This is a genomic window from Halorubrum ezzemoulense DSM 17463 (assembly GCF_002114285.1).
GTDB lineage: Archaea > Halobacteriota > Halobacteria > Halobacteriales > Haloferacaceae > Halorubrum > Halorubrum ezzemoulense.
This window is the reverse complement of the sequence record NZ_NEDJ01000012.1, coordinates 20,468-40,388: the sequence shown is the minus strand read 5'-3', so window position 1 is coordinate 40,388 and position 19,921 is coordinate 20,468. Positions and strand designations below refer to the sequence as shown.

Here is a 19,921-nt window from a genome sequence, read left to right as displayed (position 1 = left end):
TGTTTGTGGCAGGAAAATGTCCGGTAATGGCCGACGCCGACGGCGAGAACTCACCAGACGTCCTCGAAAACAAACGGAGCGCGACCCGGTATCAGATACTCGTTGAGATCGCGGCCCGCCAGCCGGCCGTGAGCCAGAACGAGATCGCGGACACGATCGGTGTGACCTCTCAGGCGGTCAGCGACTACGTCCGCGACCTCGTCGAGTCGGGGTACGTCGAAAAGAGGGGTCGCGGTCGGTACGAGGTGACGAAGGAGGGCGTCGACTGGCTCATCTCTCGGACGGACGATCTGGAGACGTATCTCGAACGGGTAAATTCCGATGTGCTCGGGAGCGTCGAAGTCGACGCCGCGATCGCATTAGACGACGTGGACGAAGGGATCGAGGTCGGAATCGTGATGCGCGACGGCATCTTACACGCCAACCCCGCCGGCGGGACCGCGACCGCAGTCACCGTCACGAGCGGCAAAAAAGGCGAGGCCGTCGGCGTCGCCGACTTCGAGGGCGTCGTCGACTACGACGCCGGAACCGTCTCGGTGCTGCCTGTCCCGACCGTCACCGACGCTGACCGGCCGAATTCGGACGTCGTCTCGACGCGCGTCCCGGAGGAGGGACTCGTCGCGGTCGCCGGAACGGAGGCGTACGCGCTCGTCTCTCAGAGCGACGTCGCTCCGGACATTCGGTTCGGAACCGCAGAGGGCGTCGCCGAGGCGGGGATGCTCGGCCTCGACGTGCTTCTGGTGGCGGTGACCGACGAGATCCCGCGCCACACCTCTAAGCTCCGAGATCAGAATGTCCCCCACCGAGTGCTCGATTCGGACGCGTTCTAGCCCCTCGGGCTATTCAACCGGTCGTCGTAGGTTCCGTCGCGGTGGGATCGTCTCCAGTAGCCTCGAACATTCCTGCCATGAGGCTCGGCACGTCGTCTACCGCTACTTCTGCGAACCACTCGTCGTGCGGTTGGACGACGACAGCGACGCCATCCTCGCTACACATCCCGAGACAGGAGGTCTCCGCGACGGCGACCTCCGACCAGTAGCGGTCGCGTTCGCGGAGCCAGTTTCGGATAGCGTCGGCGACCCCGTTGCCATCGACGGCGGCGCAGGCGGCGTGTTCCGTCCGGTCGTTGGTACAGACGAGGACGGTCGCGCTCACCCCGCGCTCGCGCATCTGCTCCGTTCGTCGTTCCATCAGTCGCCTCCCCTCGCTGTCGCCATCGGCGCGTTCGTGCCACGGCGATCGACGCGTCGGTCGAAACGGCGGAAGACGACGGCGATTAGCGCCCACAGGCCGGCCTGCGAGAGGCCGACGAGCCATCGGAACGCGGCCGATAGCCCGGTAGGAGCGCCGCCGCTGGTCAGCGTCGGCGGAGCGACGACCGAGAGAAGGCCGAGCGCTACCAGCGGAAGTAACGCGACGAAGACGCCGCTACTACGACCGCGTGTGCGGGCCGTGCGGACGTACCCGAGGATGCTTGTCGCCGCGACGAGACCGCCAACAACGATCAGACCGAGGTAGAGCGGAACGCGAAGCGACGATCCGTACAGCGGTTCCATGCCCGGCGTGGCCGGCGGAAGCACCGTCCAGGGGGCGACGGAGACCGTCAGGAATCCGGCTCCCGCGAGGACGTACGGCTTCAGTGTTCCGCCGGGAAGTCCCGGTTCAAATAGATGGTACGCGACGCCGAACGCGGCACCCAGCAGGATTCCCCACAGGACGCCGCCCCCGGCGCTGATAACCGCTGTGGTGGTTTCACCAACGGCGGGTGCCACCTTGTGTCCGTGGTCGCCGCCGTGAGACGCGAGGTGCTCCAAGTGGCGGACGACCGGCGAGACGACCAGCCACGTGAACAGCCCGTATGCCAGGCCGACGAGGGCTCCGGCTGTAACGCCCGATCGAAGCCGATCGATCATTAGTGGCAGACGATCCCGGCCCCGTGTCTGAAGTCGTGTAACGCCTCGTGGACGAGTGGTTCCTGTAAGAATGCGAGCGTAAAGCCCAGCGCTGCGACGAGCGCCAGAGCGGTAAGCGCGGTTACCGGATCGATCTGTGCCCCGGCCGTTGCGAACCGGTCGGCGACGGTGTCGGTGTTTGTCGACATAAATCCAACTTGGAAAAAGTAAAGTCAGATTGTAAAACTTACGCTCCACAGAAACCTTACTCGTCTCCAAGCACCGCGTCCGCTGAGAGCGCGGCGAGCGGGGTCCGCCTCGCGTCTGTCGTCTCGCACACGATGTCGAGGACGCCGGCCCTCGACTCGCCCGCATCGACGACGAGAACGGACGCGTCCGTTTCCGCGACCCGTTCGGCCGCCTGACGGGTCGCAGCCGTTGGACTGCCCTTCGCGACGTTCGCGCGACCGTCAGAAACGAGCACGACCGTCGCCGCGGCCGACCCTTTCCGTTCGATAAGCGTCGCGGCTTTATTCAGTCCGTCCGGAAGCGGCGTCCGATCCGCCGTCGGGAGCTCTTTCAGTTGACGCGCGGCCAGCGTTACGCTCGTCGTCGGCGGGAGGAGTACCTCGGCTCCGTCGCCGCCGAACGAGACTAACGCCACCTCGTCCCGCTCGGTGTACGCGTCTCGTAACAGTTCTAAGGCCACGCCCTTGGCCGCGCGCATCGCGGGGGCCATCGACGCGCTGGCGTCAGTGACGAACACCGTGAGGGTGTCGGCGTCGTCCGCTCGAACCGCCCGTCGGAGGTCGGTATCGGCCGGTCGCGATCGGCCGTTCTGCGCGGCCGCCCGCACGGTTGATACCGGGTCAACTGACTCCGTCTCCTCTGCGCGTTCCGTTCGCACTGTCGGCCCGCGACCCTCGGGAGACGGCGCCGCCGCGTGTCGGCCGTCACCCTCACCCGTCGCGTCACTGCGACTCGTGGGTGACGGGACCTCCGGTGCCGCTGCGTCGGCTACTCCCGCGCGAGCGCGTCCTGGAGGGATCGGTGCGGCCTCGTCGTCACCGTCGGAATCAGGCGCCTCCTCGTCCGCTCCGTCGCCGCGGTCCGCAGCCGCCGCGTTGCTCGGCGGGCGTTCGGTGTCGTCGGCGTCTTCCGATCTGGAGCCATCGGGAGCGCCGGACCGATCGCGGTCGGGTCCGTCGGTACCACGGTCGTCGGAGTTTCCTCCTCGGTTCGTGTCTGAGCGACTCTCCCCACCGACCGACTCTCCGTCGGCACCGGACCCTTGATCCGGGTCGCTCCCGTCCGGATCGGGATCCTCGGTATCCGTCCCGTCACCGTCCCCAAGCGGGTCGGTGTCGGCCTCCGGATCGCGGTCGCCCTCGGCAGTGTCGTCGCCGAAGTGATCGTCCACCACCTCTTCCGGGTCGACCGGCTCCTCGAACGGACGGCTCTGTAATCGATGACTCAAGCCGTACTCGGCGGCGTCAGCCACGTCCGACTCGATGACCTTCGGTCGTCCGTCGAGCGCGGCGAACGCCCGGGCGGCCCGAGCGATGGCGAAATCGGCGCGGTGGCCGTCGACGTCCGCGTCCCGGCAGAGCTCGGCGATGTCGCGCTTGAACTCCTCGGGAATCGCGGGTCGGCGGTCGCGGGCGTTGTGAACGCGCTCTCGGAGGGCCGCCGTCTCCGCTTCGAACTCCGCGCGGAGGTCTTGGCCGCCGTCGTCGTCGACGACTCGGTCCAGAATCTCGACGCGCTCGTCGATCTCGTCGCTTCCCGTGACGTTGACGCAGAGGTCGAAACGGTCGCGCAGCTGGGGTCGAAGCTCACCCTCCTCCGGATTCATAGTCCCGATCAGCGTGAACTCGGCGGGGTGGGCGACGCTGACACCGTCGCGCTCCACGTGGTTCGTTCCCATCGCGGCAGCGTCCAGCAGCACGTCGATCAGATGGTCCGGAAGCAGGTTGACCTCGTCGACGTAGAGGACGCCGCGGTTGGCGCGGGCAAGTAGTCCCGGGTCGAACTCGGCGTCGCCGTCGAGCGCGTCGGAGACGGAGAGCGTCCCGACCACTCGGTCGCGGGTCGCACCGAGCGGGAGCGTCACGAGCGGAGCCGGTCTCGTTTCCACCGGCGGATCCTCGCGATCGCGGCACGAGGCACACTGGTCGCTGCCGGAATAGTCGTCCGTGGTACCGGTTGCGTTTGTCGGTGGACAACCGTACGGGCAATCGGCGACGACTGTCTGTTCGGGTAATAGGTCTGCGAGCGCCCTGACGGACGTCGATTTGGCAGTCCCCTTTTCCCCCCTGAGGAGGGCACCGCTGAGACCTGGTTCGACCGCTAACGCGAGAAGAACCCGTTTGAGATCCGCTTGGCCGACGACCGCCGGCAGGGGGGTGGAAACTTTTTTGTTTGTCCCCAAATCAACCATACTTGTGTTATTACAGAGGAGGTTTAATAACTTGTGACAAAAATCGGCCTCTACACGGCGACGGAGAACGAGCTGGGAGCGGTCCAGACGGCGGCGGAGCAGCTCACGGGAATCGATCTCGTCGTTCGGTCCGACAGCGACCTCGACGAGCAACGCGACGTGGCGTCGTTCGTGGACGAGCTCAGAGACGCGACCGCGGTCGTCCTCTGGCTCCACGGCGGGCAAGACAGCATGCCGGCATACGAGTTCGCGGTCGATGAGCTCCGAGACGCCGGGGTGCCGCTCGTGGTGAAAGCGACGGGCGACGCCTTCGCGCTGCAGGACACCACGGTCGCCTCGCCCGACCGGGCGACGGTCTCCGAGTACCTCGACTACGGTGGGACAGTTAACATCGCGAACGGGATGCGGTTCCTCGCTCGGGAGTACGGCGACGAAACGGTCGAGGGAGGGATCGACGGCCCGATAGAACTTCCGACAGAGGGCGTATACCACCCTGATTACCCCGGTGTAGACTACGATGAACTGATCGCGACATTTGACTCGGACGCGCCGACGGTCGGCGTCTGGTTCTACGAGTCGCACTGGACGCACGAGAACGTCCGATACGTCGACGCGCAGGTCCGCCGATTGGAAGCGCTCGGCGCGAACGTGTTGCCCGTGTTCTGTAATCCCGTTAGCGACGAGCCAAATCAAGAGGACGCGAAGTGGACCGCCGAGCACTATTTCACCGACGATGGAGACGACCCGGTCATCGACGCTGTGCTCTCATCGTTCATGTTCTCACTGTCGATGAGCGAACGCGGGCGCGACGCCGCTGACGAGGGTGCCGACGCGGAGAGCGTGTTCCTTGACAACCTCGGTGTCCCCGTGATCCAAACCGTAACCACAATGCGCTCGCGCTCCCGGTACGAGTCGAGCGATACCGGCGTGATGGGCTTCGAGCTCGCGCTCTCGGTCGCGCTCCCCGAATTTGATGGGAACGTCATCACACACCCGATCTCGGGGAAAGAGCGCACTGACGATGCCGCAGGCATCGGCTCCGCACCCAAACAGCACTTCCCGATCGAAGATCGCGTCGACCACGCTGCGCGGCTTGCGGTCAACTGGGCGAAGCTCCGGCACACGCCGAATAGGGACAAGAAGGTCGCGGTCGTGCTACACAACTACCCGCCGAGCGACGACGGGATCGGGACTGCGTTCGGACTCGATTCACCCGAATCGACCGTCAACCTGCTAGAGGAGCTGAACGGTCGCGGCTACGACCTCGGGTCGAAAGGCACGGACGAGAGGGGAGACACCCCGATCGCCGACGGGGAGGAACTCATCAACGCGCTCACGAGCCAGCTCACGCTCGACGACCGATGGGTCGCGCCGGGAGACGTGCGCGACCGCAGCGTCGACACCGTGTCGCCCGCACAGTACGCTGAGTGGTTCGACGCGGCGAGCGACCGGTTCCGCGACGGCGTCCTCGACGAGTGGGGCGAGTCGCCCGATCGGCCCTTCGCGATCCCCGGCGTCGAGTTCGGCAACGTCCTCGTCACGGTCCAACCCCCGCGCGGGTTCGGGATGGACCCGGAGAAGGTGTACCACGACTCCGACCTCTGGCCCCCGCACGACTACGTCGCCTTCTACGGGTGGCTCCGGAACGAGTTCGACGCCGACGCCGTCGTCCACCTCGGCACGCACGGCTCGCTGGAGTGGCTGCCGGGCAAGACGGTCGGGCTTGGCTCCGGCTCCGCGCCGGACGGCCTGATCGACGACCTCCCGAACGTCTACCCGTACATCGTGAACAACCCCGGCGAGGGGACGCAGGCGAAGCGCCGCTCGTACGCTGCCGTTGTGGACTACCTAACCCCGGTGATGCGTCGCGCCGGGAGCTACGACGAGCTGGCCGAGTTGGAAGACCTCGCCCGCCGGTACCGCGAGGCAGGCGGCACCGAGGTCCGTACCGACGAGGGCGCCCGACTCGGCGACCTCATCCGCGAGACGGTCGACGATCTCGACCTCGCCGTCGACCTCGGGATCGCCGGCGAAGTCGACAAGCAAGCAGATGTCCGCGGGCCGGACGAGGCCGGCACGACGCTCGCGGACGGCGAGGTCGCGGGCGACAAGGTCTCCGTCGAGGAGCTCGTCGAGCGGGTCCACGCGTACCTGACCGACGTGAAGAACACCCAGATCCGGCTGGGCCTTCACACGATGGGCGAGCCGCCGGTCGACGACCGCCTCGTGGAGTACCTCGTCGCGCTCACCCGGCTGGAGAACCCTGGCGGACCGAGCCTCCGCGAGTCGGTCGCCGGCGTGCTCGGCGTCGATTACGAGCGGATGCTCGACGCCCCGGGCGAGTACGACGAGACGCTGGGCATGACCTACAGTGAGGCCGCAGACGAGGTGTACGAGACCAGCAAGGAGCTCGTCCGGACGCTGGCCGCCCACGACTTCGACGTGCCCGAGTCGGAATCAGACGCCGGCGCGGACGACGGGACGACGATCAATCTGCTGATCGTCGGTATCGACCCGCTTGGCGACGCCCGCGTTCAGGGGGGTGCCCACGACGATCTTCGGGACGCGCTCCGGTTCATCGCCGAGAAAGCCGCGCCTCGCGTTCGCGGTGCCGAAGCGGAGATCCCGCGCACGGCCGACGCGCTGGCCGGCGAGTACGTTCCGTCGGGCGGCTCCGGGGCGCCCACTCGCGGGGGCGTCGACCTGCTTCCCACCGGCCGGAACTTCTACACCCTCGACCCGCGGAAGGTGCCCGCCAAGGCCGCATGGGATGTCGGTCACGAGATCGCCGCCGACACGCTCACCCGCCACCGCGACGAGGAGGGCGAGTACCCCGAGGAGATCGGCGTCGTGGCGTGGGGGACGCCGACCGTCCGGACCCGAGGCGAGACGATCGCGCAGGTGCTGGCGACGATGGGGGTCAAACCAGTCTGGACCGACGCGGGGCGGATCGACGACGTGGAGCCGATCCCGCTCGACGAGTTAGACCGCCCCCGCGTCGACGCCACGACCCGCGTCTCCGGCCTGTTCAGGGACGCGTTCCCGCAGGCCGCAAGCGTGATCCACGACGCGGTCGACGCGGTGGTCGCCCTGGACGAGCCGCACGAGATGAACTACGTGAAAAAGCACGTCGAGGAGGAGGCCGAGGAACTCGCCGCCGACGGCCACGACGATCCCGAGACGGCCGCGAAACACCGCGTGTTCACGACGCGTCCAGGCGGCTACGGCGCGGGAACCAACAAGGCCGTCGACGAGGGGAACTGGGACGACGCCGCGGACCTAGCCGAGGTGTACGTCCAGTGGGGCGGCTACGCGCTCGGCTCTCGCGGCACCGCCTCCGCGGCACACGACGCGTTCGAGCGTCGGCTCGGCAACGTCGAGGCGACGGTGAAGATCGAGGACACGATGGAGCAGGACGAGTTCGACTCCTCGGACTGGTACGCGTTCCACGGCGGGTTCATCACCGCCGTCACCGAGGTGGCCGGCGAGGAACCGGCGTCGTACGTGGGCGACTCCTCTGACCCCGACAACGTCGATGTCTACACGAACGAGGAGAAAGTCCGGAAGGCCATGCGCGCGCGGGTTCTCAACCCCGACTGGCTCGACTCGATGGAGGATCACGGCTACAAAGGCGCCGGCGACCTCTCGAAGACGGTCGACGTGGCGCTCGGGTGGGACGCGACGACCGGCGTCGTCTCCGACCGCCTCTGGCGGGACGTCGCCGAGAAGTACGCCCTCGACGACGACCGGGCCGACTGGATGCGGGACGTCAACCCGTGGGCGCTGGAGTCGATCACGGACACGCTCTTAGAGGTGATCGAGCGCGGGCTCTGGGACGCCGACGCCGAGACGGTCGATGAACTTCGGGACCGCAACCTCAGCGTCGACGGCGACATTGAGGAGCGCGCCTCGCGCGACCCGACGGAGGTGACCGCCGATGACGACTGAGGGCGGAGCGGAGGGGGGCGGCGACGGGACCGCCGCCTACGCCGACCTCGGCGCGACGACCGAGGATGCGATGGAAATCGCCGAGACGAGCATGGACCGCGTCCACGAGTTAGTCCCACAGGAGACGCCGACAGACCGCCTACGTGCGAAGGCCGTCCACGCCACCGGCGACCCCGAATTCGCGCACCTGATGCGGTTCGCGAACGACCCGGTCGCAGTCGGCGCGGAGGCCGTGCTCGACGAGCGACCGATCGTGACCGACATCACGATGGTCAAGTCGGGAATCACGGGACGCGGCCACGACTGCGAAGTCAGGAAGGCGATCGGGAACGGCGCGGAACTCGCGGCGGAGACCGGGATGACCCGGACCGCGGCGAGCGTGCTCGAACTCGACGAACGCGGCGTCTACGACGACGCGATAGCCGTCGTCGGCAACGCGCCGACCGCTGCGCTCGCGCTCGCCGACTGCATCGAACAGGGGACGCGGCCGGCGGTCGTCGTCGCGACGCCGGTCGGGTTCGTGAAGGCCGCCGAGAGCCGGGAGCGAGTCCGCGAGGTGGCAGCGGAACACGGCGTCGCCGCGGTCACGAACGTCGGTCGACGCGGCGGGTCCGGGGTGGCCGCCGGGCTTACGAACGAGCTCGTCCACGCCGCCAGCGACGTCCGAAACGGCGAGACGACGCTCGACGCACTTCGAGAGGAGAGCCCGTGACGGACGAGTACGACCTCGATTCCGGCCCGGACCCGGCGGCGTACGCCGCGGACCGTCCAGAGGACGGGGTGACCGAGTCGGTGATGACCGTCCACGCCGTCGGAATCGGGCCCGGAAACCCAGACTACCTCGTGCCGAGGAGCGAGCGCGCGATCCGGGAGGCAGACGTCGTCGTCGGGTTCGAGACGGTCGTCGAGTTCGTCCGCGATCGCACCGACGCGGAGTGTCTGACGTGCGGGTATCGCGACGAGGCGGACGCGCTGGCGACGTTCGCCGATCGCGTGGCCGGCGGGGAGCAGGGCACTGCGGTCCTGATGGGCGATCCGAACCACTCCGGCTACCAGTTCGTCGGGAAGGTCGGGCGAGCGGTCGACGACGCGACCGGCGGCTCGGTCGACGTGCGCGTCGTCCCGGGGATTTCCTCGCTACAGGTCGCGGCCAGTCGGGCGCGCACGCCGATGGAGAACGCGACCTTCGTCACGCTCCACAAGAGCGGCGACCTCTCCGAGGGCATGGACCGGCTGCGCCGCGACGTCGGGAAGCGTCACCTGCTCGTGTTGCCCCGTCCCTTCGACCGGATGCCCGGCGATGTCGCCGCTGACCTGCTTGAACACGGCGGCGACCCGGACGCGGAGGCGCTCGTCTGCGAGCGACTCACCCACGACGACGAACGCATCACCCGAACGACTCTTCGCGGTCGCGCCGGGCACGCGGGCGGTGACAAACCGGGCGATTCGCCGTTCTCCGACCTATCCGTGCTGGTCGTTCGGCGGTAGCAAAACGAACCGATGGAACCGGGCCGGCTCGCGGTCGGCCCTCGCCAGTTTCAACTGAAGCGGTAACGCGGAGTCCCCTTCCTCAAGAATCGACCGGAGGGATCGAGTAGGGAGGGGAAGAGCGCGTTTGTGTTGGTCGCAAACACCAATTTATGAGTAGCCTATTGATTACATTGAAGACGTGGGAGACGACTACGTACATCGGACGGCAATCACTTGTCTTGAGGTAACGGACGAGCAACGCGACCTTCTCGAAGAGACCATCTCCGAGTGGAAGCGTGGATGCCAACTCGCCACGGACATGGCGTGGGGCAAATACAACGCGAAAAGCGACGTACAGCCCCTCGCATACAACGACGTGCGCGAATGCACCGACCTCGGAAGTCAGCACGCGATTCTCGCCACCCACCAAGCCGCCAAAGCCATCACCGGCTGTATCGAACGGAAGGCGAAAGACAAGAAGGTGAGTAAGCCCACCTTCACCGCACCCACGGTGAAATACGACACCCGGACCATGACGGTATTTGATGATGATACGGTGTCGCTCTCCACCACAGAGAGTCGCGTCCGGTGCGACCTCGCCCTCCCCGACGCCGACGATGGCTACCAACGGCAGTACCTCGACTCCGACAACTGGAGCGTCACGGAAAGCACGCTCACCGTCCGTGACGGCGATTACCTCTTACATATCGGCTTCCGCCGACCCAAGACCGACACAGAACGGAACACCGCCGAGGACGGGACGGTCCTCGGGGTTGACCTCGGCATCGAAAACCTCGCCGTCACAAGCACCGCCTCCTTCTTCAGCGGGCGGGAGTTAACCCACGATCTCCGCGAGTTCGAGAAGGTACGCGCCGGACTCCAACAGACTGGGACGAGGAGTGCCCATCGGACGCTCGAACAATCGAGCGGCCGAGAACTTCGCTACGTCCGCGACGTACTTCACCGAGCGTAAAACGCTATCGTAGACGAAGCACTTCGGTATAAGTGCGACGTGATAGCCTTCGAGAACCTAACCCACATCCGCGACCGCACGGGGGCCTCGTGGGGTCACAGGTGGGCGTTCCGAACACTGTACGAGCAAGTGGAGTACAAGGCTGAAACGGAAGGGATCTCGGTGAAGCAAGTCGGGTCGGCACACACGTCAAAGCGGTGCGCCGAGTGTGGATTCACGGCAGACGAGAATCGCTCGACTCGCACCAATTTCCGGTGCGTGAAGTGTGAGTTGGAAACGAACGCAGACTACAACGTGGCGAAGAACATCGGGATGCGGTATGTCCGCCGGGGCCAACAGTCGTCTCGGCGGACGGGCGACACTCAACTCGCCCTCAAGCCTGGAACGGTGACGCCAAGTGGCGGATTCACCGCCTACCCGGACAGGTTCGAGGCTGAGCTCACGGACAAGCCCCTCTCCCAACGAGCGAACCCATCAGGGTGAGCGAAGTAGGGTGGGGTTGTTGACGAGAGCAAAGAGGGGAAGCGAGTTAGTTTCGTCCGCTCCCGTCGGTAGCCACGGGTTCAGCGTCGGCAACGAGGTCGGGACTCGGCGTCGAGAGCTTGGAGTTTGCGCGGGCGCGCTCGACCGCGACGGCGATCGCATCGGCGACGACGTCGTCCGCCCCGAATGGGTCGGCGTAGTCGATCCCGCCCCGATGTAACTCGAGCTGTTCGGGAATCCGGTCTCGGGTCGCCTCACCATTTCCGACGAACAGCGGACACGCCACCGCGTGGTCGGCATCGAGCGTGTACCGCGCGCACTCGACGGCCGGACTCTGGAGGAGATACGCGGTTCGGACCTCGTCGAACTCCGCGCGCAGACGGGCCGCATGGGATGCGGCGACGGTCTGCGCGTGGTCGTCGCGGCTGTTCCCGAGGGCGACGAGCAAGAGAGCGTCGGCGTCGCTCGCCGCTTCGGCTTGGCTCCGAATCGCTTCGGTCACCGCTTGACGCCTCCCAATCGGGTCGCAGTATCGCACCTCTCCGGAAAGCCGGTTCAACGCTCTGGGAACGTCTTTCAGCGTCTCGTGGGTGTGTGCGAAACACAGCGGAACCGCGTAGACTCGATCACCACGAACGTCCGATAGACCCTCTCTGAGCTCCGATTCCGGCTCTACCTCGTACGTCGCAGTCGTGACCGTGTCGACGAGACCAGCCTGTCGTAACCGATCGGCGTGCTGCTCCGCGACCGAACGCACCTCGTTCCGCCCGACGAGGACTAGTGTTTCTCGTGGCATGTGTACAAATATTGTTGGTCTACTACAATTGGACTTGATACAGTGGTAACGCGCATCAGGTAAATAACTTATCCACGTGTCTCCGGCAGCGGTCGGATGGGCCGACTCCGCGCACAGGAGATCCCCGGTTTAACTCTCTAATAGAGTAGCAGCGTTTCCACCGAGTCAACACAGCATTCATGGCCGCCCCCAAGGGTGGACGGGTTATCGGAGTGGGTCTCGTTTACACGCCGACAAGCAGTATCGACGCCCCGACTGCAGTCCCCGCCCAGCCCGCGCCGACCCAAGTCAACACGGCGAACGCCTGTCGCGCGCCCTCGCGGCTCCACGCGGATTCGCCTCCGAGATGGCTTTGAACCGCCGACATCGAGTCGCCGAACCCGACCGCGCCGCCCCACGTCGCGACGCCGAAGCCGAACAGCAACACCCCGAGTGCGAACGAGGTATCGGTCGCTCGCCGCGCCTCGACGAACGGGAAGAGCGTGCCCGCGACGACGAGCCCGAGGAGGCTGCCGATGCCGACCCACCACGCGACCGTCCGTCCAGACGGCCGTCCGTCGCGGTCAGTCAACGGTCTCTCGCATCCGGGGGTCGAGCGCGTCGCGCATCCCGTCACCGAGGAGGTTGAATCCGAGCACCGTCAGCGCGAGCAGCAGGCCGGGGAAGAAGGACCACCACCACGCCCCGGAGAACAGCCCGAACTCGACACCGTTCGAAAGCATCATGCCCCACGTCGGTTCCCCTGGACTGGCACCGAAGCCAAGGAACGACAGCGCGGCGATGTCGAGGATCGCGAGCCCGTAATTGAGTGTCGACTGGACCGTTATCGGCGCGAGGCAGTTCGGGAGGACGTGACGAACGAGCAGCCGCGGGTCCGTCGCGCCCAGCGCCCGCGTGGCGTCGGTGTACTCGTCTTCGAGCACCTTCAGCGCGGCCCCGCGGACGACGCGGGCGAACCGGGGCGTGTAGACGGGCGTCAGCGCCCCGACGGCCCGCCACAGGCCCAGCTCCTCCGGGAAGATGGTGACGAGCGCGAGCGCTAAGAGTAGCGACGGGAACGACAGCAGGACGTCCATCGTCCGCATGATGACGTTGTCGGTCAGATCACCGTAGTACGCGGCGACGATCCCCAGACTCACCCCGAGGAACGTCGACGCGACGACGGTGACCGTTCCGTAGAGGACCGCGTACCAGGCCCCGTACATCACGCGTGGGAAGATGTCGCGGGCCTGCCCGTCCGTGCCGAAGAGGTACTCCGAGCTGGGCGGGGATTCAGCGGGATTCGTCCCGAACTGGGTCGCCATGAGCTCGCTGAGGTCGTAGGTGATCCGCGCGTAGACCGCGATCAGGACGACGCTCACGATGATGATGATCCCGGTGATCGCGAGTCGGTTCGAGGAGAGCTGCGAGAGGAACGGGCTCGCGCGCAGCCGCTCGACGATGCTTCGGTCGACGGCGCCGGTCTGTGTCTCTGTACTCATTGTTCGATACGTGGATCAAGGACCGAGTAGGTGAGGTCAACGCCCAAGTTAACGAGCGTGTACAATACGGCGAAGACGAGGACGGTACCCTGGACGACGGGGTAGTCGCTACGGTTGATCGCGTCGACGAGCAGCGTACCGATGCCGTTGATCTCGAAGACAGTCTCCGTGAGCACCGCGCCGCCGAGCAGCGATCCGAACTGGATGCCAACTACGGTGATGACGGGAATAAAAGCGTTGCGGAGGCCGTGTTTCATGACGGTGATCTTCGAGCCCTGTCCCTTCGCGCGCGCGGTTCGCATGTAGTCTTGGCGGATCACCTCGACCATCGACGAGCGCATCATCCGCGAGAGCAGCGCCATCTGATAGATCCCGAGCACCACCACCGGCAAGAGGAGGTGAACGACCGCGGACTGGAACGCTGCGACGTTCCCCGCCAATAGCGTGTCGACGAGAATAAGCCCCGTGACCGGTTCGACGAAGTACTCGGAGCCGATTCGACCGCTGGTCGGGAGAAGCCCGAGGAACTGCGCGAAGAGCAGGATGAGCAGCGGACCGCTCCAGTAGATCGGGACGCTGATCCCGCTCAGCGCGCCAATGCGTGTGAGATGATCAGTCCACGTGTCCTGTTTGACCGCGCTGAGAATACCCAGCGGGAGCCCGAACAGGAGGCCGGCGAACTGTCCGAGCAACGCGAGTTCGATCGTGATCGGGAGGCGATCCGCGAGGATCTGGCTCACCGCCGCGCCTCGGTTCACCTGATAAGACTGGCCGAAGTCGAACGTCGCCACCTCGCCGAGGAAGCGAACGTACTGCTGCCAGAGCGGGTCGTCGAGCCCCAAGTCCGAGCGGACCTGATTGACGAACTCCTGGCTCGCTCGGTCGCCGGCGATGACCACGGCGGGATCGCCCGGCGAGAGGTGGAGAATAGCGAAGACCACCGTCGCGACCCCGAACAGCACGGGGAACAGCATGAGCAGCCGTTTGAAGACGAAGCGTTTGGAGACCATTCAGAGAAATGGGCGCGTGGGACGGTCAAAAAGTCTGCGTTCGGCGCTAGTTACTCGAGCTCGACCTGTTCGAGGAACGGCCCGCCGATCGCGGCGACGCTGTAGTTATTCACGCTGTTGGACACGCCGCGGACCTCGTCGGCGTAGTCGAGGAACACCCACGGCGCCTCGTCGTGCGCGATCTGGGCGGCCTCTTGATACAGCTCGGCGCGGTCTTCTTGATTCGTGGTCCGCTGGGCTTCTTCGACGACGCTCATGTACTCGCTGTTAGCCCACGCGGCGTTGTTCGAGGTGTTGAACCCCTCGGTGTCCCAGGAGACCCAGTCCTGCCCCTCCGGCACGTCGGTCTGCGGGTGGAGGAGGACGTAACAAAAGTTGTCGGGGTCTGCGTTGTCGGTGTACCAACCGGCAAGCGTCGCGTCGTGGCTCCCCTGGCTGGTGTACGTGAGGTAGTCGGAGAACTGCCGGTCATCGATCGACACCTCGATACCGACCTCGGCGAGGTTCGAACGGATCGTTTGCGCGGTCGGCAGCGGCGCCGGGTTGTACCCGCGGGGGTTCTGGAAAGTCGTCAGCGAGAACGAGAAACCGTCGCCGTAGCCGGCCTCATCGAGGAGGCTCTGCGCCTGTTCGGGGTCGTACTCGTAGGGGCTGATGTCGTCGTTGTGCCCGAACAGCGCGGGCGGGATCGGCTGGTCGGCCTGCGTGGCGATCCCGGAGTAGATGTTCTCGACGATCGCCTGGGTGTCGATGGCGTAGCTGATCGCGCGGCGGACTCGGCGGTCGCGGAACGCTTCAACCCGCGAGAGGTTGAACGCCATGTAACCGATGTTGATCCCCGTCGCCGTTCGGGTTTCCGCGGTGTCTGACCCGTCGACGATCTGCATGCTGTCAGGGTCGAGCCCGTCGATGATGTCGAGCTCTTCCTCGACGAGCGCCTGCGCACGCGTGGAGTTCTGCCCGCGGGTGAGGAATAGCACCCGGTCGACGTTCGGGGCCTCGCCCCAGTAGTCGTCGAAGGTGGTGAGCCGGATGCGGTTGTTGGCGTCGTCGAGGGTCTCGAGCTGGAACGGACCGGTTCCGACCATCTCCTCTCCGAGGTTCGTGTCGCCCTCGATCGCGTCCTGCGAGATGACGACGGCCGCGAACATCGCGAGGTTGCGGAGGAACGGCGCGTACGTCTGGGTCAGCGTGATCGAGAGTTCGTAGTCGCCCGGGGCCTCGATACTGTCGATCCAGTTGCCGAGGGTGAACGGCCCATAAACGGAGGAGTCCGCGAAGTGGTACTCGTAGTCGTCGTCGACGAACCGTCGGTACGTGGCGATGAAGTCGTCGGCGGTGAACTCCGACCCGTCGTGGAAGCTCACCCCCTCTCGTAGCGTGAGCGTCACCGAGTCGCCGTCAAGCGACCAGTCGGTGGCGAGCGACTCGACGAGCGACGCTTCGCCCGGTTGGAAGGCGATCAGCCCCTCGTACGCCTGATTGGTGACCTTCGCGACCTCACCGCTGGTCGTGTTCTGCGGGTCGAGGGTACTGGAGTGAGCACCGCGGCCGTAGCGGAGCGAGGTCGTGTCGTCGCCGCTGTTGCCGTCGCCGCCGTCGCTACCGTCGCCGCCGTCGCCGCCGCCGCCACCGTCGCCACCGTCGCCGCCACACCCGGCAAGAGAGGCGACCGATGCCGTCGCTACCGTCGCGCCGCCCGCTCGTTGTAAGAAGCTGCGTCGTGACGTACCTGTGGTATCAGGACACATACATGGGCATATATGAGCTAGGTAAATAATTCTGGTGGAGCGACAGGACAAAAGCGCGTCATAAGCTCCGGCTGAGTGGTCCTGTAGTCACTTGTCAACAGGTCACTCGTCGTATAGGTGGCACGCAGCGGGATGACCGCTCTCACCGAGTTCGGGGTTGTCTCGTTCACAGACGCTCTCGAACGTCCCGCGGAGTGTGGCCTCTGCCTGGTCCCACCGGTCGTGTTTGATCTGTTCGAAGGACTCGGCCACGACCGCTCGCGCCTCCCCCGAGAGCGGACCGTCGAAGAAGTACTTGAAAAGCGTCGGATGTTCGCCGCCGTCGGCGACGGCGGTCCGCGCCGGCTCGTCTTCGATTCGGACCTCCGACTCGATGGCATCGAGGTCGATGTCTCTCGCTTCTAATCGCTGTCGGTAGAACATTACCTCGCGATAGCGCTCCTGGTTGATGTCTAGGTTTTCCGGCGGGATGACCGATGGACAGCGGGTGCGGAACCGACAGCCGGAGGGTGGGTTGATCGGTGACGGAACATCCCCTTTGAGGATCGTTCGATCGTCTGTGTCGGCGAGGGGGTCGGGCTCCGGGATCGCGGACAGGAGCGCTCTGGTGTATGGGTGTTTCGGCGTCTCGAACAGTTCGTCCGTCTCGGCGACCTCAACTATCTCACCAAGGTACATCACCGCCACCCGGTCGGAGATGTGGCGGACGACGCTCAGGTCGTGGGCGATGAACAGGAAGGTGAGCCCGAACTCCTCTTGGAGGTCCGCCAGCAGGTTAATGATCTGCGCCTGAACGGACACATCGAGTGCCGACACCGGCTCGTCGGCGACGATGAAGTCGGGATCCACCGCTAGGGATCGCGCGATGCCGACCCGCTGACGCTGACCGCCGGAAAGCTCGTGTGGGTATCGGCCGAACTGGCCGCGCTCTAACCCGACCGCGTCCATCAGCTCGAAGACGCGCTCGCGGTGGCGTCCCTCGGCGAGGCCGTGAATCTTCAGCGGTTCCATGATCGTCTGGCCGGCTGTCATCCGCGGGTCGAGGCTCGACATCGGATCTTGGAACACCATCTGCATGTCTTTCCGGCGCTTACGGAGATCCGATTTCGAGAGCGATCCGAGGTCCTCACCAGCGAACACGACCCTCCCGTCGGTTGGCGGGTCCAGGTGGAGGATCGCTTGTCCCGCTGTGGACTTCCCGCAACCGGACTCGCCGACGAGTCCCAGCGTCTCCCGCTCGTGGACGTCGAGCTCGATCCCGTCGACGGCCCTGACGCTCGAGTCACCCCCGCCGAACATCCGGTCGAGCGCGCCATCCTCCTGTTGGTAGTACTTCCGCATCTCGCGGACCTCGACAAGCGGGTCGCCGATGGCAGATCTGGAACCAGCGGCGGGTTCGTCGGTCCCGTACATATCTTTATCAAACTCGTCGTGGACGCATTTCGACCGGTGGTCGACATCGTCCGGGCCGTGCTGGAGATATGGAATCTCCCCCTCGCGGCACTGGGGCTCGGCCCAGGGACAGCGCGGCGCGAAATGGCACCCGTCGGGCATGCTGATCAGGTCAGGGACGTTTCCCTCAATCGGTGTCAGTCGCTCTTTTTCTTCGGTGGGGATCGATTCGAGCAGCGTGTAGGTGTAGGGATGGCTGGGATTGGAGAAGATCTCTTCTACGGGGCCTTCCTCGACAATCTCGCCGGCGTACATTACGGCCACGCGGTCACAGGTTTCGGCCACGACGCCGAGGTCGTGGGTGATCATCAAGACTGACATCCCGAACTCTTCCTGTAGGTCGTCGATCAGATCGAGGATCTGCGCCTGAATCGTCACGTCGAGTGCGGTCGTCGGTTCGTCGGCGATGAGGAGGTTCGGCCGGCAGGCTAGGGCGATAGCGACGAGCACGCGCTGGCGCATCCCTCCGGAGAACTCGTGTGGATAGTCTTCCAAGCGCTGTTTCGCTTCCGGAATGCCGACCGCCTGAAGCATCCTGACAACTTCGTCCATCACCTCTTCTTCACCCTCTCGACCTCCGAGTTTCGGGAGAATTTCGCGGACCCCATTGAGCCACGAGTCGTGTTTTTGACCGCCGTACCGGTGGAGCCGCAGGGACTCGGCGATCTGCTCGCCGACGGTGACCGCCGGGTTGAGAGAGGTCATCGGGTCTTGGAAGATCATCCCCATCTCGCCGCCGCGGATCCGGCGGACGGCCGCCTCGGGGGCTGCCGTCACGTCGATGATTCCTTCGTCGATATCAACGTCGGTCGGCTTCGCGCCGGCGCGGATCCGCTCTCGGGCGTCGGCATCGAGGAACACGAAGCCGTCGACGGCGTCAGCGAGTGCGGCCTCAAGGTCGTCACCGACGGTCTTCGGGTCGGCGTCGGTTTTGAGACGCTCTGCGGCAGTTCTGAGGTGGCTCGTAAGGTCGTTTGGGTCCTCTTCGGCGACGATGTCATCGACCATTCCGCGAAGCTCAGCAGGGGTGTCGGGAACGCGCCGTCCGGCGCGAAGCCCGCTGCTCACAGCCGCGATCGCATCGATCAGCCCGGACGGGTACGGAACGTACGCATCGTCGAACTCGTCGAGGAGGGAGGCTGCGAGCGCCGGATCCTCAAGGGTGATCCGGCCACCGACGATGTCGCCGGGGTCGTCGACGAGGTCCATCGCAGAGAGAGCGGTGACACTCTTTCCGGAACCCGACTCACCCACGAGGCCGACGGTCTCTCCGTGCTCAATCGAGAGGTCAATACCGTCAACGGCCTTGACCGCGCCTCGTTCGGTTCTGAACTCAGTTTGGAGCGCGGAAAGCGAGAGCAGATCGGTCACTACCGGCGGTAGTGAGCCTCACGGAGATATATCTTGGGGACAGTGAAATCATTTATACGGCTACCCCAGCGTCTGCTGGTATGAACGAACCCGCAGGCGGCGACGTGCCCACGAACGTACAGGCGGAAGATGGATGGTCCGCCGTCATCGAGGACATGGAAGCGACTGCGACGAAGTACCGAGAGCGCGGGTGGACAGCGCTCGAACTCCATCCCGGCGATTCAGTCTTGGTCGACTCGGACCGTCGGACCGGCCTTGACGTCGTCCTCCCCGGCTCGGAGTTCGAGGAGCTAGAGTCGCTTGTCGACGACCGACAATTTCGAGACGTCGAGGTGTTCCGGGCAGAGGGAAACGAACTGGTCTACGTGCTGGTCGTCGAAATCGCGCCCGAGAGCGAAACGGCTGTCTTCGTCCCCGCGTACTACGATCCGAGTCAGGCGGCGGAGAAACTCGAATCGATCAGAGAGGCGGGGGCCGTGCGCCTATTCTGCCGTCGATTGAACGACGACGCAGTCCGGTTCGTCCATGACGATCCGACGCCGTTTCTCCCGGACCCTGTCGAGTGATCGGCCTCCCTTGACATCCTCCTCCGCCTGAAGGCGGAGGAATCCCGAGCGTTGGGAGTTTCAGGTTCGCAACCATGACTCTGCCACTTTTCGGGAACCCGTTTAACCCAGCCATCGTGGTCAGCGGCTGACTGGCGGTGCCAACCCGCCGTTACTCCTATCCTCGGCGTCGTTTGACTCTCATCTGTTGTTTTTGCCAGCAGGGAGTCAACGTCGCTTCGACGGACTTGGAGTTACCTTTGGGCTTGCTCGACCAACAGGCACGAGGCGAACGTGTCTGCGTTCGTG

Annotated in this window: 15 protein-coding genes and 1 pseudogene; 6 read left to right on the top strand and 10 right to left on the bottom strand. The window is 65.4% G+C overall.

Annotated elements, in window-relative coordinates:
• The first annotated feature begins 26 nt into the window (after positions 1–26).
• Positions 27–830 carry a DUF7839 domain-containing protein gene (locus tag B9H04_RS05465; protein WP_049932988.1) on the top strand — a complete coding sequence of 268 codons (804 nt, stop codon included), beginning with the start codon at positions 27–29 and terminating at the stop codon, positions 828–830.
• Between the two features lie 13 nt (positions 831–843).
• On the opposite strand, the gene B9H04_RS05460 is transcribed toward B9H04_RS05465, so the two are convergent.
• The 4 genes from B9H04_RS05460 to B9H04_RS05445 are packed head-to-tail and all read right to left on the bottom strand — an operon-like array spanning position 844 to position 4,332.
• Entirely contained in the window at positions 844–1,191 is a 348-nt protein-coding gene (locus tag B9H04_RS05460; RefSeq protein ID WP_049932987.1) for a (2Fe-2S) ferredoxin domain-containing protein, read from the bottom strand.
• Positions 1,191–1,913, bottom strand: coding sequence for a CbtA family protein (locus tag B9H04_RS05455; protein WP_049932986.1), 723 nt, complete (start codon positions 1,911–1,913; stop codon positions 1,191–1,193). The genes B9H04_RS05460 and B9H04_RS05455 overlap by 1 nt, the downstream gene beginning before the upstream one ends.
• Positions 1,913–2,101: a CbtB domain-containing protein gene (locus tag B9H04_RS05450; RefSeq protein ID WP_049932985.1), complete on the bottom strand. Its 189-nt coding sequence runs from the start codon at positions 2,099–2,101 to the stop codon at positions 1,913–1,915. Before B9H04_RS05450 ends, B9H04_RS05455 begins: the two co-directional genes overlap by 1 nt.
• Positions 2,102–2,157: 56 nt before the next feature.
• The gene (locus B9H04_RS05445; RefSeq protein ID WP_049932984.1) at positions 2,158–4,332 is read right to left on the bottom strand and encodes a VWA domain-containing protein; all 2,175 of its coding nucleotides are present in this window, start codon (positions 4,330–4,332) and stop codon (positions 2,158–2,160) included.
• A gap of 33 nt (positions 4,333–4,365) precedes the next feature.
• Here B9H04_RS05445 and cobN point away from each other — a divergent pair, with 33 nt between their 5' ends.
• The 4 genes and pseudogenes from cobN (at position 4,366) to B9H04_RS05425 (ending at position 11,206) form a co-directional block, all read left to right on the top strand.
• Positions 4,366–8,280 (top strand): cobaltochelatase subunit CobN, encoded by a 3,915-nt coding sequence (gene cobN, locus B9H04_RS05440; RefSeq protein WP_085682517.1) that lies wholly within the window; start codon positions 4,366–4,368, stop codon positions 8,278–8,280.
• Positions 8,270–8,992 carry a precorrin-8X methylmutase gene (locus B9H04_RS05435; protein ID WP_085682516.1) on the top strand — a complete coding sequence of 241 codons (723 nt, stop codon included), beginning with the start codon at positions 8,270–8,272 and terminating at the stop codon, positions 8,990–8,992. The genes cobN and B9H04_RS05435 overlap by 11 nt, the downstream gene beginning before the upstream one ends.
• Positions 8,989–9,768 carry a cobalt-precorrin-7 (C(5))-methyltransferase gene (locus tag B9H04_RS05430; RefSeq protein ID WP_085682515.1) on the top strand — a complete coding sequence of 260 codons (780 nt, stop codon included), beginning with the start codon at positions 8,989–8,991 and terminating at the stop codon, positions 9,766–9,768. Before B9H04_RS05435 ends, B9H04_RS05430 begins: the two co-directional genes overlap by 4 nt.
• 181 nt (positions 9,769–9,949) lie before the next feature.
• Positions 9,950–11,206 (top strand): annotated as a pseudogene (locus B9H04_RS05425) (RNA-guided endonuclease InsQ/TnpB family protein).
• Between the two features lie 46 nt (positions 11,207–11,252).
• Here the strand turns inward: B9H04_RS05425 and B9H04_RS19420 are convergent.
• From B9H04_RS19420 to B9H04_RS05395, 6 genes are all read right to left on the bottom strand, one after another.
• A complete protein-coding gene (locus tag B9H04_RS19420; RefSeq protein WP_049932980.1) occupies positions 11,253–12,002 on the bottom strand; it encodes a CbiX/SirB N-terminal domain-containing protein in 750 nt (249 codons plus the stop codon).
• A 223-nt stretch (positions 12,003–12,225) separates the two neighbouring features.
• The gene (locus tag B9H04_RS05415) at positions 12,226–12,573 is read right to left on the bottom strand and encodes a DUF7268 family protein (protein WP_049932979.1); all 348 of its coding nucleotides are present in this window, start codon (positions 12,571–12,573) and stop codon (positions 12,226–12,228) included.
• Positions 12,566–13,483, bottom strand: coding sequence for an ABC transporter permease (locus tag B9H04_RS05410; RefSeq protein WP_085682514.1), 918 nt, complete (start codon positions 13,481–13,483; stop codon positions 12,566–12,568). The genes B9H04_RS05415 and B9H04_RS05410 overlap by 8 nt, the downstream gene beginning before the upstream one ends.
• Positions 13,480–14,493 carry an ABC transporter permease gene (locus B9H04_RS05405; protein ID WP_049932977.1) on the bottom strand — a complete coding sequence of 338 codons (1,014 nt, stop codon included), beginning with the start codon at positions 14,491–14,493 and terminating at the stop codon, positions 13,480–13,482. Before B9H04_RS05405 ends, B9H04_RS05410 begins: the two co-directional genes overlap by 4 nt.
• Positions 14,494–14,543: 50 nt before the next feature.
• A complete protein-coding gene (locus B9H04_RS05400; RefSeq protein WP_049932976.1) occupies positions 14,544–16,244 on the bottom strand; it encodes an ABC transporter substrate-binding protein in 1,701 nt (566 codons plus the stop codon).
• Between the two features lie 102 nt (positions 16,245–16,346).
• Positions 16,347–19,067 carry a dipeptide ABC transporter ATP-binding protein gene (locus B9H04_RS05395; RefSeq protein ID WP_085682513.1) on the bottom strand — a complete coding sequence of 907 codons (2,721 nt, stop codon included), beginning with the start codon at positions 19,065–19,067 and terminating at the stop codon, positions 16,347–16,349.
• Positions 19,068–19,147: 80 nt separating this feature from the next.
• Here B9H04_RS05395 and B9H04_RS05390 point away from each other — a divergent pair, with 80 nt between their 5' ends.
• On the top strand, positions 19,148–19,633 hold the full coding sequence (locus B9H04_RS05390) for a DUF7529 family protein (RefSeq protein ID WP_049932974.1): 486 nt from the start codon (positions 19,148–19,150) through the stop codon (positions 19,631–19,633).
• Positions 19,634–19,921 lie beyond the last annotated feature (288 nt).

Excerpts from the sequence above, each read along its gene's own strand:
- B9H04_RS19420 (WP_049932980.1), bottom strand. The coding sequence starts at position 12,002 with ATGCCACGAGAAACACTAGTCCTCGTCGGGCGGAACGAGGTGCGTTCG.
- B9H04_RS05400 (WP_049932976.1), bottom strand. The coding sequence starts at position 16,244 with ATGTGTCCTGATACCACAGGTACGTCACGACGCAGCTTCTTACAACGA.
- B9H04_RS05465 (WP_049932988.1), top strand. The coding sequence starts at position 27 with ATGGCCGACGCCGACGGCGAGAACTCACCAGACGTCCTCGAAAACAAA.
- B9H04_RS05450 (WP_049932985.1), bottom strand. The coding sequence starts at position 2,101 with ATGTCGACAAACACCGACACCGTCGCCGACCGGTTCGCAACGGCCGGG.
- B9H04_RS05405 (WP_049932977.1), bottom strand. The coding sequence starts at position 14,493 with ATGGTCTCCAAACGCTTCGTCTTCAAACGGCTGCTCATGCTGTTCCCC.
- B9H04_RS05435 (WP_085682516.1), top strand. The coding sequence starts at position 8,270 with ATGACGACTGAGGGCGGAGCGGAGGGGGGCGGCGACGGGACCGCCGCC.
- B9H04_RS05460 (WP_049932987.1), bottom strand. The coding sequence starts at position 1,191 with ATGGAACGACGAACGGAGCAGATGCGCGAGCGCGGGGTGAGCGCGACC.
- B9H04_RS05410 (WP_085682514.1), bottom strand. The coding sequence starts at position 13,483 with ATGAGTACAGAGACACAGACCGGCGCCGTCGACCGAAGCATCGTCGAG.
- B9H04_RS05390 (WP_049932974.1), top strand. The coding sequence starts at position 19,148 with ATGAACGAACCCGCAGGCGGCGACGTGCCCACGAACGTACAGGCGGAA.
- B9H04_RS05445 (WP_049932984.1), bottom strand. The coding sequence starts at position 4,332 with ATGGTTGATTTGGGGACAAACAAAAAAGTTTCCACCCCCCTGCCGGCG.
- B9H04_RS05455 (WP_049932986.1), bottom strand. The coding sequence starts at position 1,913 with ATGATCGATCGGCTTCGATCGGGCGTTACAGCCGGAGCCCTCGTCGGC.